This window comes from Pedobacter sp. KBW01, assembly GCF_003852395.1.
Classification (GTDB): Bacteria; Bacteroidota; Bacteroidia; order Sphingobacteriales; family Sphingobacteriaceae; genus Pedobacter.
Genome location: NZ_QAJQ01000010.1, coordinates 158186 through 176821 on the forward strand (window position 1 = coordinate 158186; position 18636 = coordinate 176821).

The 18636-nt window shown below is 41.9% G+C and carries 14 protein-coding genes; 11 read left to right on the top strand and 3 right to left on the bottom strand.

What is annotated here, in order from left to right; genetic code table 11:
• Nucleotides 1-106: 106 nt before the first annotated feature.
• Nucleotides 107-307: a YtxH domain-containing protein gene (locus DBR40_RS11290; RefSeq protein ID WP_124559853.1), complete on the bottom strand. Its 201-nt coding sequence runs from the start codon at nt 305-307 to the stop codon at nt 107-109.
• A gap of 407 nt (nt 308-714) precedes the next feature.
• On the opposite strand from DBR40_RS11290, the gene DBR40_RS11295 reads away from it, so the two are divergent.
• The 4 genes from DBR40_RS11295 (at nt 715) to DBR40_RS11305 (ending at nt 2530) form a co-directional block, all read left to right on the top strand.
• Nucleotides 715-1527: a DUF1223 domain-containing protein gene (locus DBR40_RS11295; protein WP_158674032.1), complete on the top strand. Its 813-nt coding sequence runs from the start codon at nt 715-717 to the stop codon at nt 1525-1527.
• 12 nt (nt 1528-1539) lie between these two features.
• A complete protein-coding gene (locus tag DBR40_RS26685) occupies nt 1540-1713 on the top strand; it encodes a hypothetical protein (RefSeq protein WP_158674033.1) in 174 nt (57 codons plus the stop codon).
• 129 nt (nt 1714-1842) lie between these two features.
• Complete coding sequence (locus DBR40_RS11300) at nt 1843-2289, top strand: organic hydroperoxide resistance protein (RefSeq protein ID WP_233603860.1); 447 nt, start codon at nt 1843-1845, stop codon at nt 2287-2289.
• Nucleotides 2290-2341: 52 nt separating this feature from the next.
• Nucleotides 2342-2530 carry a hypothetical protein gene (locus tag DBR40_RS11305; RefSeq protein ID WP_124559855.1) on the top strand — a complete coding sequence of 63 codons (189 nt, stop codon included), beginning with the start codon at nt 2342-2344 and terminating at the stop codon, nt 2528-2530.
• 1 nt (nt 2531) lies between these two features.
• Here DBR40_RS11305 and DBR40_RS11310 read toward each other — a convergent pair whose 3' ends face one another.
• Complete coding sequence (locus tag DBR40_RS11310; protein WP_124559856.1) at nt 2532-3293, bottom strand: LytR/AlgR family response regulator transcription factor; 762 nt, start codon at nt 3291-3293, stop codon at nt 2532-2534.
• The gene (locus DBR40_RS11315) at nt 3274-4293 is read right to left on the bottom strand and encodes a sensor histidine kinase (protein WP_124559857.1); all 1020 of its coding nucleotides are present in this window, start codon (nt 4291-4293) and stop codon (nt 3274-3276) included. Before DBR40_RS11315 ends, DBR40_RS11310 begins: the two co-directional genes overlap by 20 nt.
• A 253-nt stretch (nt 4294-4546) precedes the next feature.
• On the opposite strand from DBR40_RS11315, the gene DBR40_RS11320 reads away from it, so the two are divergent.
• From DBR40_RS11320 to DBR40_RS11355, 7 genes are all read left to right on the top strand, one after another.
• Nucleotides 4547-5569, top strand: coding sequence for a GntR family transcriptional regulator (locus tag DBR40_RS11320; protein WP_124559858.1), 1023 nt, complete (start codon nt 4547-4549; stop codon nt 5567-5569).
• Between the two features lie 896 nt (nt 5570-6465).
• Nucleotides 6466-9651 carry a SusC/RagA family TonB-linked outer membrane protein gene (locus DBR40_RS11330; protein WP_233603861.1) on the top strand — a complete coding sequence of 1062 codons (3186 nt, stop codon included), beginning with the start codon at nt 6466-6468 and terminating at the stop codon, nt 9649-9651.
• Nucleotides 9651-11582, top strand: coding sequence for a RagB/SusD family nutrient uptake outer membrane protein (locus DBR40_RS11335; protein ID WP_233603862.1), 1932 nt, complete (start codon nt 9651-9653; stop codon nt 11580-11582). The genes DBR40_RS11330 and DBR40_RS11335 overlap by 1 nt, the downstream gene beginning before the upstream one ends.
• Nucleotides 11583-11597: 15 nt before the next feature.
• On the top strand, nt 11598-12833 hold the full coding sequence (locus DBR40_RS11340) for a DUF5000 domain-containing lipoprotein (RefSeq protein ID WP_124559860.1): 1236 nt from the start codon (nt 11598-11600) through the stop codon (nt 12831-12833).
• 34 nt (nt 12834-12867) lie between these two features.
• Nucleotides 12868-14088: a DUF4998 domain-containing protein gene (locus DBR40_RS11345; protein WP_124559861.1), complete on the top strand. Its 1221-nt coding sequence runs from the start codon at nt 12868-12870 to the stop codon at nt 14086-14088.
• 122 nt (nt 14089-14210) lie between these two features.
• Nucleotides 14211-16553 (top strand): glycosyl hydrolase family 95 catalytic domain-containing protein, encoded by a 2343-nt coding sequence (locus DBR40_RS11350; protein ID WP_233603863.1) that lies wholly within the window; start codon nt 14211-14213, stop codon nt 16551-16553.
• 79 nt (nt 16554-16632) lie between these two features.
• Nucleotides 16633-18603: an alpha-galactosidase gene (locus DBR40_RS11355; RefSeq protein WP_124559862.1), complete on the top strand. Its 1971-nt coding sequence runs from the start codon at nt 16633-16635 to the stop codon at nt 18601-18603.
• Nucleotides 18604-18636: the final 33 nt, after the last annotated feature.

Genomic DNA, 18636 nt, shown 5'->3' on the forward strand with positions numbered 1-18636 from the left:
TACAAAGAAAAAGCGCTCCGATTTTAAATCGGAGCGCTTTTTTTGTTGCTAAATTTTACAGAAACAGGTATCTCGATTGATCTGCCTGTTTATTGTTAATGGGTATTCATCTGGCAAAATCTTCGGCAGCATTACTCAGCTTTGATTTCAAATCCTGTGTATAATTTTTTGCCTTATCAGCCCATTGCGGTGCTTTATCCATTAATTCGTCTACTATCGATTGGCCCGTAATTGGGTCCTTCTTCGTGATATATTTTACGCCTGCGTAAACCGCGGCACCAATAATTGCTGTTTTTAAAATTCCCATGTCGTTTTTTTTGTTTTTTAGTTAAACATTTTGAGGTAGTTAAAAGTTTTAGACGGCTTTAGCTTCTTGTTGTTACAGTCTTTGGAGTTTGCATCACAAAACATTAAAACGAAAAAAGTCAGAATTTATTGAATAAGGATGATCTCGTCCCCCTTTGAAGGGGGCAGGGGGATGAGATTTTGTATTTCAGAGCGCGATTAAAGATTACGGTGTAACAGGGGAGATGCTGAAACGAGTTCAGCATGACGGTTAGGGGGAGGGGGATGAGTTTGATAATTTCCAAATTCTACTGTCCGGTTGAGTATACCTACTTACCATTTCATGCCTTAATATGCCTAGTCTGGCCATTTTGCACCTTGGCAGGAGGGTTTTTTGAGATAGTTTTGAGCAACAAAAAACACAGAAACATGAAAATAACGAAAATTTTATGGTTGGCTAATTTCTTCATTGTCATTACCCTTTCCATTACGGCCTTTGCGTCAATGTATAAAACCCCGGGAAAAGATACTCCCGTTAAAACGTCCGGAAAAGGTTTTGCTGTAGTCGAATTGTTTACTTCGGAAGGTTGCTCGAGCTGCCCGCCTGCCGATGAACTTTTAGCCAGGCTGGAAAAAGAATCAGCCGGAAAAGATTTGTTTGTGCTCGCTTATCATGTCGATTATTTTGATCGCTTAGGTTGGAAAGACACTTTCGGGAATCCGGAATATTCGAAAAGGCAGGCGCAGTATGGGCAGTGGTTAGGCTTGCCACAAATTTATACCCCACAGGTAATTGTTAACGGTGCAAACGAATTTATCGGTTCGGAAGAAGCCAGCATTCGCAATGCCATTTCGACCCAGCTGGGTACCAAAGCAAGCGCAGAGGTTAAGCTTCAATGGCACCAAACTGATCAGGACTTTAAAGTACATTATCAGGCTTCGGGCGAAACAAAGGGCAGTAAACTGTTAATTGTTGTTGTACAAAAAGCTGCCAGTACCCAAGTAGCCAGAGGTGAAAACGAAGGCAGAACCCTGTCGCATGTGCAGATTGTACGGAAGTTGCAAAGCGAAAAGATCAGTGCTGAGGGAATCGGAGCCGTTTCGGTTTCATTGCCCAAGGGCTACAACGAAAAAGACTGGGAAATTATTGGTTTGCTGCAAAACCAAAACACCGGTAAGCTCATCGCCGCTACCAAAGCGACCCAATTTGAACAAAAAAACAATGCCAGCTTACATCATTAAACCTTTACAGCCATGGAAAATACAATCAAAAAAGGCTACAGCAAATTTATGGTTACACTAGTTTCAATGCTCTCCATGTTATTTCTGCTTAGTCCGCCGTTCGAACGAAATGTTCAGCAATGCGAAATGGTGATGGAAATTACAAGGAAAAAGAAAAGTGGCTTCCTCCCTGATGGAGAAGAATAAAAACTGATAAAAAACTCAACCCGGAAAATGTCCGGCTTAGCGGGTAATCTGCCTGACTCACCAGATTATGGTCGTTAGCCCGCTGTTTAAGCAATAATTTTGAATAAAAAATTTAAAAATCATAATACAATGGAAAATAATCAAAACGGAAATCCTACAATGGATTTAAGCACAAAAGTATTATATACAGGAAAAACACACACTACAGGCGGTAGAGATGGCAACTCAAAAAGTACTGATGGAAAATTAGAAATTGCACTTTCTTCGCCAGGTTCAAACGGTAAAGGCACAAACCCTGAGCAGCTGTTTGCTGCGGGTTGGTCGGCATGTTTTATTGGCGCAATCGGCCTGGCCGCTGCAAAGTACAAAATAGCTTTACCTGCCGGTCTTGCGGTTGATGCTGAGGTTGATCTTTGTGTAACTGATGGCGCTTACAGTTTGCAAGCCAGGTTAAATGTAAGCCTACCCGGCTTATCTACTGAGGAAGCCAGGTTGCTAACCGATACTGCACACCAAACCTGTCCGTATTCAAAAGCTACCAAAGGCAATATCCCTGTCGAAATTAATTTAGTATAATCAATTTAACCGCGGAAGCAGATGTTTAAATCTGTCTCCGCTTTTTTATCAGATGATGATCAGTTTAACTTTAACCCCTGACGTTACCTTATGCTGTATGGCCGCCTTATCGATTGTAATGTCGGATATTTGCACCAAGCCAGGGTTGCTCCAGCTGCCAGTAATTGATAATGAAACAGCCGGACATAAGGAAGTGCGTGAGGAAATCAGGCACATTCTCGAACAACAATTTTCCGGTTAGCTTACCTGTTCTCCAGCCAGTTTAAAAATGCAGTTGTTTTTTCTTTTCCAATCAGCAGTTTTTCGGGCGAGGGGATAACCAGTTTAACAAATAGCTTACGGTCGAAATAGTGCTCTACTTCCTTGATCGCGCTAAAATTAACAATGTACTGGCGGTTAAGCCTAAAAAACTGCAAAGCAGAAAGCTGCCCTTGTATGGTATCCAGCGATTGGTTCAGGGTATATTCTTCCTCTTTCAAGGTCATAATGGTTGGCGAGTCGTTGCGGATGTAGATAAAAGCAATCTGCTCGGTAGGAACCGTTGTATATTTATTGTGTTTGAACACCAGAAAACTCTTTTTCCCTTCATTTGGCCCAATTCGTTTAATCAGCTCATCCATATCCGGGAGCTTATTTTGCTGAAAAAAATTCTGAAACTGATCTACCTTTTCAAAGGCCTTTTGCAGGTCTTCCTGCGAAAAAGGTTTTAGCAGATAATCAATACCATTGGCTTTAATGGCATCCATCGCGTACTCGCCATAAGCAGTACAAAAAATTACCGGACAACTGATTTTTACCGATTGAAAAATTTCAAAGGAAAGGCCGTCCGACAGCTGGATATCCATAAAAATCAGATCGGGTTGCTCGTTTTCTGAGAAATAATGCACAGCATCGTCAATACTTTGCAGGTTAGCTACAACTTGTGCTTTCGGACGTATTTTATTAATAAGGCTTGATAAAGACTTGGCAGCCTTCAGCTCGTCTTCAATGATGATAATCTTCATGTATAAGGGGAAGTTTTATACTAAAATGGGTGTCTGTTTTGGTAATGATGATCTCTTTGTTCAGTAAATGGCTGTAGCGCTGGTTAATGTTTTCGAGACCAATTCCGGTTGAGGCCTCAGGGGTACGCTTAGGCTGGATTTTATTCTCTACTACAATAAAATTACCATCCATATATAGCCTGATTTGCAGGGGCTTGTGGATCGAGAGGACGTTGTGTTTAATGCAGTTTTCAATCAGAAGCTGGAGCGTAAAAGGTGGAATGAGCGATTGCTGATAACTTTTATCAATATCAATAGAAAGATCAATGCCTTCTTCAAAACGGGCCTTTAACAAAAAGAGATAAGCTTCTAAAATATCCAGTTCTTCGGCTAGTTTAATCAGGTCGTGCTTGCGGCTTTCCAGCGTAAAACGGTAAAAATCTGAAAGTTTAAGGATAAATTCTACGCTATGTTTATCGTTACTTTCTACCATATACTTCAGCGTATTGAGGCTGTTGAAAAGGAAGTGCGGATTAACCTGTTGTTTTAAGAGTTCGTATTGCGCTCCCAGATTATCAGATTTTGTTCTTTCGAGTTCGATACCTACCTGCTGGTTTTGGTAGTTCTGGTACAGGAGGTTCAGGAACATGTAGAATGTAATATTTACCAGTATTCCCCTTACCTCAAACATGAGCATTACGGGGCCAAAATGAATGGAACTGAGCAAATATTGTTGCAGGCATGAAAGTAAAAACATTAAAAGTATACCGAAGAAAAGACCTTTAATGAGCCGAATCATCGAAAAACCGCTGGCTACATCGCGTGAGGTGTAAGCAGGAAGGGTAAATACATTATAATACCAGATTAATACGGCAAAAAGAAAGGTTACGGCTGCATCGGCAAGGGCTTCGTATAAATTAAAACGGTGTTCGGCAATTTTGGGAATGGAAGTGAGTACACCCAGAAAAAAAGAACTCAGCCATATTACTTTGTGCGGAATCTTAAATGTTTTCTTTTTCATGCATTTCAAATATACTATACTTGTTTCAACATCTGTCAGGTAATTAAAATAGAGCTGCTGAAATAAGTCTGATTGTTATCAGATCAACATAACGGATTTGAAAATAATTACCCGATTTTTCAGCGCTTTACATCTATCTCTGGCATAGCTGCTACGTTACGATAAATTAAAATTTATCCATAATCACCATTAAATTTTTATATTTCGAGCAAAATTATCTTCACTAAAACGATTACTAACCGCATAACGCTGCATGAATAAGGAAAAACTGTTCAACGAAATCAAGGATTTAAGCATCATTAATGCTTTTTCGAAACATGAACAGTTGGTACAGAGTATTATTAATGGCTTAAACCATAAATACATATCCAAAGGCGATATTCTGCCTTCGGTTAATGAAATGATGCGCGAAACCGGTTATGCCAAAGAAACCATTGGTAAAGCCTATAAAGAGCTGATTAGTAGGGGGATTGTAGAGTCGAAAAACAGGCGGGGCTATTTTGTAGCTACCGACGATACGGAGCAGCACCTAAAGGTATGTTTGTTAATTTACGCTTTCGATACTTTTCAGGAAACCTTTTATCAGAATTTCCGCGACCACCTGGGTGAAAACATTCAGGTAGATGTCTATTTCCACCACAATAACTTCGGTGTTTTCGAATCCATTATTAACAGCAATAAAGGTCAGTATGGTTTGTATGTAATTGCCCCGATAGAAAGTAATGAAGCCAAAGAAGTACTGGAACAGTTGCCGAAAGAAAAACTGCTGATCGTAGATCGCTACGTAGCATTAAAAGGGGAGTACTCTTACATAGTACAGGAGTTTGAAAATGCATCGTACAATGCTTTCATACAACTGGCACCCCGCATTAAAGCATTTTCTGAATTTGTTTTCTTTTTTAAACCTTCATCAGCCGAACCCAATGAAGTGCTGATCTCATTTAAGCGTTTTATAAAAGAATTTAATATTAATGGTGTAATCAAAAACCATTACGAATCCGGAAGCATTGCACCGGATAAGGTGTACTTTACCATCCACAACCTTGAACTTTGGGAAATGCTGAAAGATACCAAAGTAAAGGGTTTAAAAGTAGGGAAAGATTTAGGCATCCTTTCGCACAACGACGACAACGTGAAAGAGATTATTTTTGATGGCATTACCACCTTTTCAATTGATTTTGCAGAAATGGGACGATTAGCGGCCGAGTTTGTACTTAGCTTAAATCCGGTTAAGCATATAATGGAAAATAAACTGATCAGAAGAAACTCACTTTAGCAGCACAGGCCTGGGAACGACAGTGATTATCAGTTTCATCTTGTTTACGGTTCTGGCAGCAACCATTTCTTATTTTAAAAATTGGTGCTTCACACCTTTAATGCCGGCTTAAACAGTTCGAGCACTTTGTTTCTCTTGAATTTGTATCAGCTTTATATGGAGAAACGGGGGAAAGCATTATCATATGGTTTTAATTGTCTTAATGGCTTTTGTGTTTTTTATTTTCTCTGCTTACATGCTAGCATAGTTGGTTTGCAACTCGTAATAACTAATGTTTAATTATCATAAATAGATTTAGCTTCGCTGAGCACTATATGGTTCTCGGCTGTGGCTATGCTTCGCTCGAAATGACGGATTGGCTATGTGTGGGACAAATGAACTAATAACCAATGTTCAATAAACAATTATCAGACGGGATTTGCGCAAGCGCTATGGCTGGGACTAATGAACTAATGGCCAATGAACTTATAAATTGAAATTTCACCTACACATTTGGAATATAGATTTTTTTGTTTATCATTGTATTCGGAAAAAAATAGGATAGTATAGGATAGGATAGAAATTTGTTTATATTCCAGCATGGAGGGGCTTAACCGCTTATCCATGATAAACAGCAATTCAATAGTCGTCTGATTCTTTTTCTAGCTCCTGGTTTCCGCTAACCAAACCAACCAAAATATATGAGGAAATTTACAACTTATTCTAAAGCAGATCATTCTGCTATCGCTGAAACTCGAATGTGGCCCATGGCAACAGGCAGTTAGGAGTGCGTCGCATTCATCTTTTACCTATTATAATCTTATTTGATTTACTCATTAAAAGCTAATTGGCAAATGAAGCAATTATTTTTGTGCGGGTACTCTCGGGTACCTAGCAAATTAAAAAACGCACTGTTATTGACGGGTTCAATCTTTGTGTTTTTTCTGGTTTTTATGCCTGTAAAGGGTTTTTCGCAGGCAGGAAAGAAAACCATTACAGGTAAAGTTACCGATACGCTCGGGGTAGGCCTTCCGGGTGTTACTGTAGCGGTAGTTAATAAAGTAAATGTGGGTACGCAAACCGACAACAATGGTAAGTATGTACTCGATGTAACTCCGGGCGAGCAACTGCGTTTTTCTTATGTGGGCTATCGCGAGCACCGTGTAATTGTTGGCGCCGCCAATGTAATTAACGTAAAACTGGCCGAAGAGAATATGCTCTCGGAAGAGGTGGTTATTACCGCCCTTGGTCAGAAACAACGTAAAGAAGCATTGGTAGGCTCGGTTACCACCGTAAAGGTAGGTAACCTTAAAATTCCATCGAGCAATTTAACCAATGCCCTTTCCGGACAGATAGCCGGTGTAATTGGTTACCAGCGCAGCGGGCAGCCAGGGCAAGACAATTCGCAGTTTTTTATCCGCGGGGTAACTACTTTCGGGTATAAAAGAGATCCGTTAATTCTGATTGACAACGTAGAGCTAACCAGTTCTGATCTGGCACGCCTTCAGGTTGATGATATTGAAAGCTTTTCGATATTGAAAGATGCGAGTGCCACTGCCTTATATGGCGCCAGGGGGGCAAACGGCGTAATTTTGGTTGCTACCAAATCGGGTAAAGAAGGGAAGGCTAAAATCAATTTCAGGCTGGAGCAATCGGCTTCTCAATCGGTGCAGAATTTAGAACTGGCCGATCCGATTACCTACATGAGGCTTTTTAACGAAGCATCGATTGGCAGGGGGATGGATCCCATGTTTACGCCAAACCAGATCATCAATACGCAGGCGACGGTAAATAAAAGCCCGGGCTATAACGAATACGTTTACCCGGCGGTTGACTGGCTGGATATGCTCTTTAAAAAGCGCACCAGCACACAGCGGGCAAATTTGGGTATTAGCGGTGGCGGTGGTGTTGCCCGTTACTATATCGCGGGTTCGTACAATTTAGATAATGGGGTACTTAAAGAAGATTCGCGCAATAACAACGATAACAATATCAAGTTCCGTAACTATCAGCTTCGCTCCAACATCAATATCGATTTAAGTAAGACTACTGAAATGGTGGTGCGCTTATCGGGTAATTTTAGCGAGTATAACGGTCCGCTGGCAACTGATGGTGGTTTTTCTACCGATTTGTACAACATTGCCGTTCATACCAGTCCGGTTTCTTTTCCGGCATTTTACCCCGCCGATGCTGCCAACCAAAATGCACAGCACATTTTATTTGGTAACAGGGGAGGCTCAGGGCAGAACAGCATTTTAGATAATAACCCTTATGCAGCTATGCTTCGCGGACATAAAAACTCGTCCGAATCGCGCATGTCGGCCCAGTTTGAGCTCAACCAGAAATTAGATTTCTTTACCGAAGGACTTTCGTTTAAAACGATTTTCAGCACTAACCGCTATTCATATTTTGATTCGCAGCGTGCCTATTCGCCATTTTATTATAACATTGGCTCTTACGATAAACAGAGCAATACTTATGTGTTAAGCTGGCTTAACTCTTCGGTAACAGGTGGAGCACCAAATATTGCGCAAGAATATTTGTCTTACTATCCGGGAGGTACCAATATCAATACCTTTTTATATGCCCAGGCCTCATTAAATTACGATAAAGCCTTTGGTAACCATAATGTTAGCGGTACTTTAATTGGTACAGCCCAGCAATCGGTTTACAGCAATGCAAGCTCTTTGCAAAATTCGCTTCCTTACCGCAATTTAGGTTTGGCCGGTCGTTTAACCTATTCGTATAAGAGCCGTTATTTTATCGAATCTAACTTTGGTTATAACGGATCGGAAAGGTTTTCTGAGAACCACCGTTTCGGTTTTTTCCCAACCATTGGTGCCGGCTGGGTACTTTCCAACGAAAAATTCTGGACAGGTGGATTGGCCAACGTGATTAGCCGCTTAAAATTAAGGGCTAGTTACGGTATTGTAGGTAATGATGCCATTGGTGCGCAGCGCTTTTTCTATATTTCGGATGTTAACCTAAATGGTGGCGGAAATTATGCCCAGTTTGGATTTAATGGCGCATCTAACCGTAATGGTGTGTTCATTAATAATTACGAAAATAAGGATGTAACCTGGGAAACTTCAAGACAGACCAACGTAGCGCTGGAAACAACATTTTTTAAAGATCTGAGCCTTATTGCCGAGTTTTACAACAACTACCGCTACAATATTTATATGCCGCGTACCAACCTGCCTACAACATTAGGACTGGAATCGGGCATTGGTGCAAACGTAGGTGAGGCGCGCTCGAGAGGTATGGATTTATCGCTCGATTATAAATTCAGGGTGAACGATTTTTCATTTGCCGTACGTTCTAACTTTACTTTTGCCAAAAACAAATACATCAATTACGAAGAGCCGCAGTGGGCAGAAGCTTACCGTTATACCACCGGACAAGCCATTAACCGCAACTTTGGTTACATTGCCGAACGTTTATTTGTGGATGATAAAGAAGTACAGAATTCGCCAACGCAGATTTTCTCGCCCAATGGCAAACCACCAAGAGCAGGAGATATTAAATACCGCGATTTAAACAACGATGGTAGAATTGATGAGGCCGATAAAGCTTATATCGGTTTTCCACAATCGCCTGAGATCGTATATGGTTTTGGTTTCAGCTCATCATACAAAGGTTTCGATCTTTCGGCATTTTTTACCGGACAAGACCGCATGACTTTCTTTATCGATCCGACTAAGGTTAGTCCATTTGTGCCAAGTAATCAGCAATATATACTGGGCAATACACAATTGCTGAAAGATTTTGCCGATAACCACTGGTCGCCGGAAAACCAGAACCTGTATGCGCTTTACCCACGACTGGCTGTAAATGCTGTCGATTTGGAAAATAATGCACAAACCAGTACCTGGTGGATGAGAAACGGACGTTTGTTACGCCTTAAATCGGTAGAGCTGGGTTATACGCTTCCACAACGCATTTCTAGCAAAATTAAGTTAAACTCCTGCCGCATTTATTTCAACGGCTTAAACTTGCTTACCTGGAGCCCATTCAAATTATGGGATGCCGAGCAGGGCGGAAACGGTTTTGCCTATCCAATACAAAAGGTGTTCAATGTTGGTCTTAACGTAACCTTATAATGAAAACGATAAAAACATATTTCAAATACAGTTGCATCCTTTTAATGCTTTGCACTTTTGCATCCTGTAAAAAATACCTCGATGTTACCCCCGATGACATTGGTACATTAGATTATGCATTCAGGAACCGGAACGAGGCCGAGAACTACCTGTATTCTTGCTATGCCTATTTGCAGCGCATGAATGATATGGCTACCAATCCTGGCTTTACCACTTCATCAGAGTTAATTTATTCGAATACGCTCGATAATTTTCAGGGTTTTAATCCTACAGGTTTTAACCTGTTGCGCGGAACACAAACTGCTGCGAGACCCGGTTTAAATACCTGGGATGGGCAGGAAGGCAGTTACAGTCTTTGGCGTTCGATCAGGATCTGTAATATCATGCTCGAAAACATCGACAAACCAATTGACCTTGGGGCTGCTGAAAAGAAACGCTGGATTGCAGAAACCAAATTCTTAAAAGCTTATTACCATTACGTTTTATTTAAAATGTACGGGCCAATCCCTTTAATTAAAACCAACCTGGCCATCAACAGCTCAACCGACGAAGTGCGGGTAAAAAGAGTACCTGTTGATGAAACTGTTGATTACATTGTATCACTTTTAGACGAAGCTGCGGCAGATTTACCTGCAGTGATTAGCAGTCAGGCTACAGAGCTGGGCCGCATTACCAGTGTAATTGCCCTTTCGGTTAAAGCCGATGTGCTGGCCACGGCTGCAAGTCCGTTGTTTAACGGCAATCCGGATTATGCAGGTTTTAAAGATAAAGACGGGATAAGCCTTTTCCCGGCTGCCTACGATGCGCAAAAATGGAAAAAAGCTGCCGATGCGGCTAAAATAGCCATCACAGCTGCCGAAGCACAAGGCATTAAATTATATACTTTTAGTGCACCCTCAACCGTTGGTAAATTATCCGATTCGTTGAAAAGAGAACTGGATGTGCAGAATGCTGTTGCCGAAAGATGGGAACTCAATTCTGAAATTATATGGGCTTCCAACCCCGAGTTTAACTATCAGGGTTTTTCTACACCGAGGCTTACAGCGAAATCGGCGGTAAATATTTTCTCTAATCCCTCTACTTTTTCTGCTCCGATTGCAACACAGGAACTTTTTTATACCGTAAATGGCGTACCGATTGCGGAGGATAAGACCTGGGACTATGCTGGCAGGAACACGATTAAAGCCGGCGATAATGCCAGTCGTTATTATATTCAGCAAGGCTACGAAACCATTAAAGGTCACTTTGCCCGCGAAACCCGTTTTTATGCCGATATGGCTTTCGATGGCGGTATCTGGTTTGGCAATGGCCGTAACTTTCAGGATAGCCCCAGTGCACCTTTATACTATGTTTCGGCCAGGGGAAGTGGTTTTGCCGCCCCAAGCGATAATATCAGGTTGAACATCACCGGTTACTGGCCTAAAAAACTGGTGAGCTATGCCTCAGTTTATGATGATGGTTTTCAGTCGTCGCCATTCCGTATGCCATTAATCCGTTTAGCGGGTTTATACCTTTTATATGCCGAAGCTTTAAACGAAGTTAACGGACCAACTGCAGATGTGTTTACTTACATCGATAAAGTGCGTCAAAGGGCTGGTTTACAGGGGGTACAAATTTCGTGGACAAACTTTTCAAAAAGTCCGAATAAGTTTAATACCAAAGATGGTTTAAGGCAAATTATCCATCAGGAAAGAAGAATTGAGTTGTGTTTTGAAGGCCAGAGCGGATGGGATTTAAGAAGGTGGAAAGAATTGCAGGCCGTGCTAAGCAGCCCGATACAGGGTTGGAGCATTAACAATGCTGATGCCGTAAACTATTACCGGCCAACTACCCAGTTCATTCCTGTTTTTGGCCTGAAAGATTACCTGTGGCCTATCAGGAGTTCCGATCTGGTAGTGAATCCAAACCTTGTTCAAAATCCTTATTGGTAGTTTAAATTAAACAACATGAAAAATATTAAACATAGTATTTACCTGGCGCTTATTGCTGCTGTTTTGGCAAGCCTTGCAGCCTGCAAAAAAATGGAAAGCTATAACGATCCTGCTTCTTCAGATATGACCAAGCCGGGAGTGGTAACCAACGTTAAAGTCGATAATTTTAATGGCGGAGCTTACATTACCTATTCTTTGCCCAATTCTAAAAATCTTTTGTATGTGTTGGCGCAGTATAAAATAAACGGGGTAACCACTCGCGAAACTAAATCGAGCTATTATTCTGATTCGATTATGGTTGATGGTTTTGCTAAAAAACAAGGTTACGATGTTACCCTGTATGCGGTAAGCAGGGCAGAGGTTAAATCAGATCCGGTTGTGGTTAAGGTTAATCCCGATACCCCACCTTATTTATTGGCCAAACCCAGTATCAATGCTGAGCCAGATTTCGGTGGAATTAAAGTTACCGGAACCAACCCTGCAAAAAGTAATCTCGGTGTTATTTTGCTTTCGGTAAACGATAACAACAGTTCTGATGTGATCGATCAGCATTATGGCAAAACAGATGTAATCAGTTATTCGGTTAGGGGCTATGCACCTGTGGCCAAAAAAATTGGTTACTACGTTACCGATAACTTTGGGAACATTTCTGATACCACCTACAAAACCATTACCCCATTTTTCGAAACCCTTTTGGATAGGGGGAAATTCTTTCAGTACAGACTACCATCTGATGGAGTTATTGCATATGGCTGGGATTTACCTTATCTGTGGGATGGAAAAACCGATGGGAACTCTAATGGCTGGCACACCGCGCCAGGTGGTGCAATGCCTGCAATTGCGACTTTTGGTTTAGGCATAAGCGCTAAATTAAGCCGCTTTATTTTATGGGAAAGACCCGATGGTGGCGATAAATTTGCATTTGGTCACGGAAATCCAAAGGTGTTTTCGGTATGGGGTTCTGATGTAGCTGCCCCACGCGATGCGCAATTGCCTTTATCGGCACCCGAAGGAACGGTTATCGGCGACTGGATTAACATGGGCAATTACAATTATCCTAATCCGCCGTCTGGTGCCACTCCGGTAGCGCATACCACTGCAGATAACGATTTTGTAAAAGCAGGTGTAAGTTTCAATTTCCCCTTAACTAACCCTAAAGTGCGTTATATCCGTTTATCGGTAAGCACAACATGGTCGAGCGGTACGTTTGCACATGCCATGGAAATGGCCTTTTACGGCGATCCGAGATAGTTATTGATTAACAAAAGAAGATAAATTTTCAGATATGAAAAGTATATATAAAATAAGTGGTTTGTTGCTGCTGCTGGTAACCCTGATCATCAGCTGTACCAAAGATGATCTTGCTTTTAAAGAATTTTTAAAAGATGGCGAGATGGTTTATCCCGGTCGTGTGGCAAACATCATTACCAAACCGGGCAACTTGCGCACTGCACTCTGGTGGAACCCAAGTCCCGACCCAAGTGTAACCAAATACGTGGTATACTGGAACAACAACGGCGATTCGGCGGTGGTGAATTCGACCACGCATAATCCGCTCGATACCGTTAAAGTAATCCTTTCGAACCTGAAAGAATATACCTATACTTTTACGGTTTACTCTTACGACGCGCAAGGGCACAGGTCTATCCCAATTGAGGCCAGAAATGTGCGGGTTTTTGGTCCGCTTTACCAATCGGGATTGTTAAACAGGCCTTACAACGCTACCAACCCTTATGTGGTAAACAGCAATGGTTCGGTTCAGCTCAATTTTAATACACCCGACACCATTAATGTGAATACCATTGTGCGTTACACCAATAATGCCGGAGCCAGCGTAGATAAAACGCTTTTATCAAAAGATACTGCTATTACCCTTACTGATTATAAAGCCGGGACAGATATTCTTTACAAATCAGCTTTTATCCCCGGTAAAGGTTCGCTGGATATATTTACGGTATCAGATTTTTCGACCTTCCCTAAAATCTTTACTTATGTACTATGCGACAGGTCGTTATTTAGCGAAGTGCGTTTACCGGGTGATGCCCCAACTTACGAATCGGGAACCAGTATTAGTAAGTTGTGGGATGGAAGTGTTGGGCCACAAGGTTATCCCAATATTTTCCACAGCGCAGGCAACAGTGGTATGCCACATGTAATTACTTTCGATTTGGGCAAGGTTTACACCAATTTATCGCGGATAGAGGAAACCGGCCGCGATTGCTGTAATAATCCCGATCGTTTCGAAGTTTGGGGAACTGCCGATTTAACCAATGCAACTACTAGCTTATCGGCCAGTAACAGCGGATGGCCGGCCGAAGCAACCAGTAAAGGCTGGGTACTTTTAAAAGACATTACCAGATCAGACGATGGTAAAAATCCTTTTACATCTGAATTGGATAATGGAGGCAAACCGATTCGTTATATTCGCATCCGGATTAAACATGTAACCACAGGCGATGGTAACTATAGCAATATGAGTGAAATCAGGTTCTGGAACAAGCAGTAAACCTCTTAAGCGGTCGTCATCTCGACTGGAACGCAGTGGAACGGAGAGATCTTTAATAGATTTCTTGGCTTCGCTACACTCCGCTCGAAATGACGATTGTTTGTATGATCAACAACACACAAATGAAACTAATGTATTTAAAACAACTTACTGTTATTGCGTGCTTTTCGCTTCTCATTGGTAAAAATGCCACAGCCCAGCAAAAGCCCCTAAACCTTTGGTATGATAAACCTGCCAAAATTTGGGAAGAAACACTACCACTTGGTAATGGCAAGCTGGGCATGACCCCTGACGGGGGAATAACGAGAGAGCAGATTGTACTGAACGATATTACTTTATGGAGTGGGGGCAAGCAGGATGCCAACAACTACGAAGCTTACAAAAGTCTTCCTAAAATCAGACAACTGATACTGGAAGGCAAAAACGATGAGGCCCAGGCACTCGTAAACCGCGATTTTGTTTGTAAAGGACCAGGCTCGGGCGGTGCAATCTGGGGAAAATACCAAACCCTGGGTAATTTGCAGCTTGATTATACGTATCCTGGTGAAAAAGACGTAAAACCAGCGTTTTACAAAAGAACTTTATCGTTGGATAAGGCAGTGGCTACAACCGAATTTACCCTCAACGGCGTAAAATATAAAAGAGCATATTTCTGCAGTTTTAATAATGATATAAATGTTATTCGCCTTACGGCTGATCAGCCCGGAAAGCTAAATTGCAATATTTCCATAAGCAGGCCCGAAAAAGCGACTTTGGCCAGCGAAGGTAAGGACCTGTTGATGTTTGGTCAGCTGGATAATGGCACCGATGGCAAAGGCATGAAATACCAGAGCCGGGTAAGTACAAGTATTAAAGGTGGCTCGGTAATTACCACAGATAATATCATTCAGATAAAAAATGCTACCGAAATACTGATTTACGTTGCAGCAGAAACCAATTTTAAACATGCTGATTTTGAGGCACGTGTTAAGAATACTTTGCAACAGGCCAAAAAAACGGCCTATGCAGTTGAACTGGCCAAACACAATGCTAATTTTGCGAAGCTTTTTAACCGTTTAAAAATCAATTTGGGCGAAGGCGAAGCCGCTAAACTACCTACCGATGTAAGGCTCGAGCATTTCTACAAAGACTACCAAAACGATGTTTCGCTAGCTGCCCTGTTTTTTCAATTTAGCCGCTATTTAAGCATCAGCAGTACCCGGGTCGGACTTTTGCCACCCAATTTGCAGGGTTTGTGGGCCAACCAGATCAATACCCCATGGAATGGCGACTACCACCTGGATGTGAACGTGCAAATGAACCATTTCGCTATTGAACAAGCTAACCTTTCGGAACTTAATCTGCCCCTGGCAGAACTGGTGAGGAGCTTAACCATACCGGGCGCAAAAACCGCAAAAGCTTATTACAATGCAAACGGATGGATTGCCCATGTAATTACCAATGTATGGGGATGTACAGAACCGGGCGAAAGTGCCTCATGGGGTGCCTCCAATGCAGGTTCAGGCTGGTTATGCAGTAACCTTTGGGATCATTTCGCCTTTAGTCAGGATTTAAATTACCTGAAAAGCATTTATCCAGTACTAAAAGGTTCGGCCGAATTTTATAAAAGTGCCCTGGTTAAAGACCCGAAAACAGGCTGGCTGGTTACTTCACCATCGGTTTCGCCCGAGAATACTTTTTATCTGCCGAATGGAAAAACGGCCAGCATTTCGATGGGACCAACCATTGATAACCAGATTGTACGCGAGCTTTTTAACCATGTAATTACTGCAGCCAAATTGCTTAAAACCGATGCCACGTTCAGTGCTTCACTAGAGGAAAAACTAAAATCCATCCCGCCGGTTGGACTAATCAGCAAAGATGGCCGCATACAAGAGTGGCTGGAAGATTACAAGGAAACCGATCCGCAACATCGCCATATTTCACATTTATACGGCGTTTATCCGGCTGGTTTAATTACGCCGGTAACTACGCCTGCTTTGGCCGAGGCTGCTAAAAAAACACTGGAAGTGCGCGGTGACGATGGACCAAGCTGGTCGATTGCCTACAAACAGTTGTTCTGGGCCCGTTTACTGGATGGAAACCGTGCTTTTAAGCTTTTAAGGGAAATTTTAAAACCTACCTTGCGTACCGATATGAATTACGGTGCCGGTGGCGGGGTTTATCCAAATATGTTATCGGCCGGACCACCATTCCAGATTGATGGAAACTTTGGTGCTGCAGCAGGTATTGCCGAAATGCTCATTCAGAGTCACGATGGCTTTATCGAATTGTTGCCCGCTATACCCGACGCGTGGAAAGCATTTGGCGAAATTAAAGGACTAAAAGCCCGTGGCAATTTTACAGTTGATATGAGCTGGAGAGATGGTAAGATTACCCATTACCGCATTGCCTCGCCAAAACCGCAAAAAGTAAAACTTAAAATAAACGGTATATTGAACCAAATAACTTCAACCAAACTTTAAAACTGATATGGTTGTTTGTAATGCATTTAAATTCAGGTGTTTGTTTGTTTTTTTTGTGCTGCTGTCGACTTTCAAACCGGTGTCGGCAACCGTTATTCCATATGGTGAAGCAGGCAAAATAGATTATAACCTTAAAACTGGTACTTTTACTGTTTTTAACGGAGAGGTTTTGCTGCTGGCCCAGGGCTTTTCGGAAGTGGGCTATCAAAATAAAACGCTTAGCTCCAAAAACTACACGCAAATTACTTATACAAAAAGGGCAGTAAAAGATGCTTTTGGACAGGGAATCAAGCATACCTTTTTATTAAAACAAGATGGGTTGCCCAACATGCAGCAAATCATTTATACCTATGCCCAGCGCGATTACTTCTTCATTTCTGTAAGCATAACAGGCAGTAATCTGGCCACAAACCGAATGGTACCTTTAAAGGGAAATCTGATGGATAGCCAGATGAAGGATGAAGCCACCAGCTTATTTGTGCCTTTTGATAACGATACCTTTATTTCTTATCAGGCCGTTCCATTTCAAGCCAATGTTACCAATCCGAGTGCCGAGGTTACGGCTTTATACTATAATCCATCGCGAAAGGGTTATGTGATAGGCTCTGTTGAGCATCGCAACTGGAAAACCGGAGTCATCACTACAATGGATGCTGCTAAAGAAATAACTGTTGAGGCCATTTGCGGTTACACCAACGAAAGCATTACCCGCGATAAAATAGCGCACGGTTATCTGAAAGGAAATACAGTGGCTTCGGCCAGTATATTTTTTGGCAGTTTTAGCGATTGGCGTTCAGGGATGGAAACTTATGCTAAAGCAAACCGAATAGCCGAGCCACCTGTAATTTTTAAGTGGAAAAGCCCTACGCCAGTGGGTTGGAATAGTTGGGGAGCCATGCAGGAGAAAATTACCTTAGAAAAAGCCAATCAGGTAGTCGATTTTTTTGCCGATAGCCTTAAATCATTCAGGAGTGAAGGGGTAGCTTATATCGACCTCGATTCGTACTGGGATAATTTACTTAAAGGAGGTTTAACCGGTGATTATTCAAAACTCAAAGCTTTTGCCGACCATGCGAGAGCAAGAGGTTTAAAACCCGGGATCTACTGGGCACCTTTTGTAGATTGGGGTTTTGCAGGTGGCAGCAACCGCAGGGCCGAGGGAACCAATTATACTTTTGGCGAAATGTGGACCAAAGTTGGATCGGGTTATCACGATATTGATGGTACACGTGCTTTAGATCCCACACATCCGGGAACCCAACAACGCATTGAAACTGTAATTAATAAGTTTAAGGAATGCGGTTTTGAAATGATTAAAATCGACTTTTTAGGTCATGCTGCAATCGAATCGGAACATTTTTACGATCCTAAAATTAGCACGGGCATGCAGGCTTACCAGGCTGGTATGGAATTTTTGCTTAAACAGCTCGATGATAAAATGTTGGTTTATGCTGCTATTTCGCCCAGTTTGGCTTCTGGTAGGTATGTACATGTGCGCCGGATTGCCTGCGATGCCTTTAAATCGATACACGATACCGAATATACTTTAAATGGTGTAAGCAACGGGTGGTGGCAAACCTATTTGTACGATTTTATTGATGCCGACCATGTGGTGTTTGGCGATCAATCCGACTCAGAAAATACTGCCCGCTTTTTATCAGCCATTGTTACAGGTACCTGCATTACAGGCGATGATTTTTCCCGCCAGGGTAAATGGACAAACAGGGCACAACGCTTATTGAATAACACCGAAATCCTTAAAATTTTGCAGGATGGAAAAGCATTTGTACCGGTAGAAGGGAACAAAGGCAAATCGGCCTCGCCGCTTTTTGTAAAACAGGTTGGAAATGTGACTTATCTGGCCATATTCAATTACAGCAATGCTGAACAAAAAATCAACCTCGACTTTTCCCGTATTGGGTTAAAAACCAGCGAAAAATACAACGCTACTGATCTCATTACTCAAAAAACAGCTTCCATTCAGGATAATCATTTACTAAAACTGGCTGCAAAAGATGCACTGATTTTCAAAATAATCTTAAAAAAATAAAAACCTATCTAAAACATTAGCCTATATTTTAAC

Coding starts and splice junctions, on each gene's coding strand:
- DBR40_RS11320 (WP_124559858.1), top strand. CDS start 4,547: ATGAATAAGGAAAAACTGTTCAACGAAATCAAGGATTTAAGCATCATT.
- DBR40_RS11345 (WP_124559861.1), top strand. CDS start 12,868: ATGAAAAGTATATATAAAATAAGTGGTTTGTTGCTGCTGCTGGTAACC.
- DBR40_RS11290 (WP_124559853.1), bottom strand. CDS start 307: ATGGGAATTTTAAAAACAGCAATTATTGGTGCCGCGGTTTACGCAGGC.
- DBR40_RS11295 (WP_158674032.1), top strand. CDS start 715: ATGAAAATAACGAAAATTTTATGGTTGGCTAATTTCTTCATTGTCATT.
- DBR40_RS11335 (WP_233603862.1), top strand. CDS start 9,651: ATGAAAACGATAAAAACATATTTCAAATACAGTTGCATCCTTTTAATG.
- DBR40_RS11310 (WP_124559856.1), bottom strand. CDS start 3,293: ATGAAGATTATCATCATTGAAGACGAGCTGAAGGCTGCCAAGTCTTTA.
- DBR40_RS11305 (WP_124559855.1), top strand. CDS start 2,342: ATGATGATCAGTTTAACTTTAACCCCTGACGTTACCTTATGCTGTATG.
- DBR40_RS26685 (WP_158674033.1), top strand. CDS start 1,540: ATGGAAAATACAATCAAAAAAGGCTACAGCAAATTTATGGTTACACTA.
- DBR40_RS11340 (WP_124559860.1), top strand. CDS start 11,598: ATGAAAAATATTAAACATAGTATTTACCTGGCGCTTATTGCTGCTGTT.
- DBR40_RS11315 (WP_124559857.1), bottom strand. CDS start 4,293: ATGAAAAAGAAAACATTTAAGATTCCGCACAAAGTAATATGGCTGAGT.
- DBR40_RS11350 (WP_233603863.1), top strand. CDS start 14,211: ATGAAACTAATGTATTTAAAACAACTTACTGTTATTGCGTGCTTTTCG.
- DBR40_RS11300 (WP_233603860.1), top strand. CDS start 1,843: ATGGAAAATAATCAAAACGGAAATCCTACAATGGATTTAAGCACAAAA.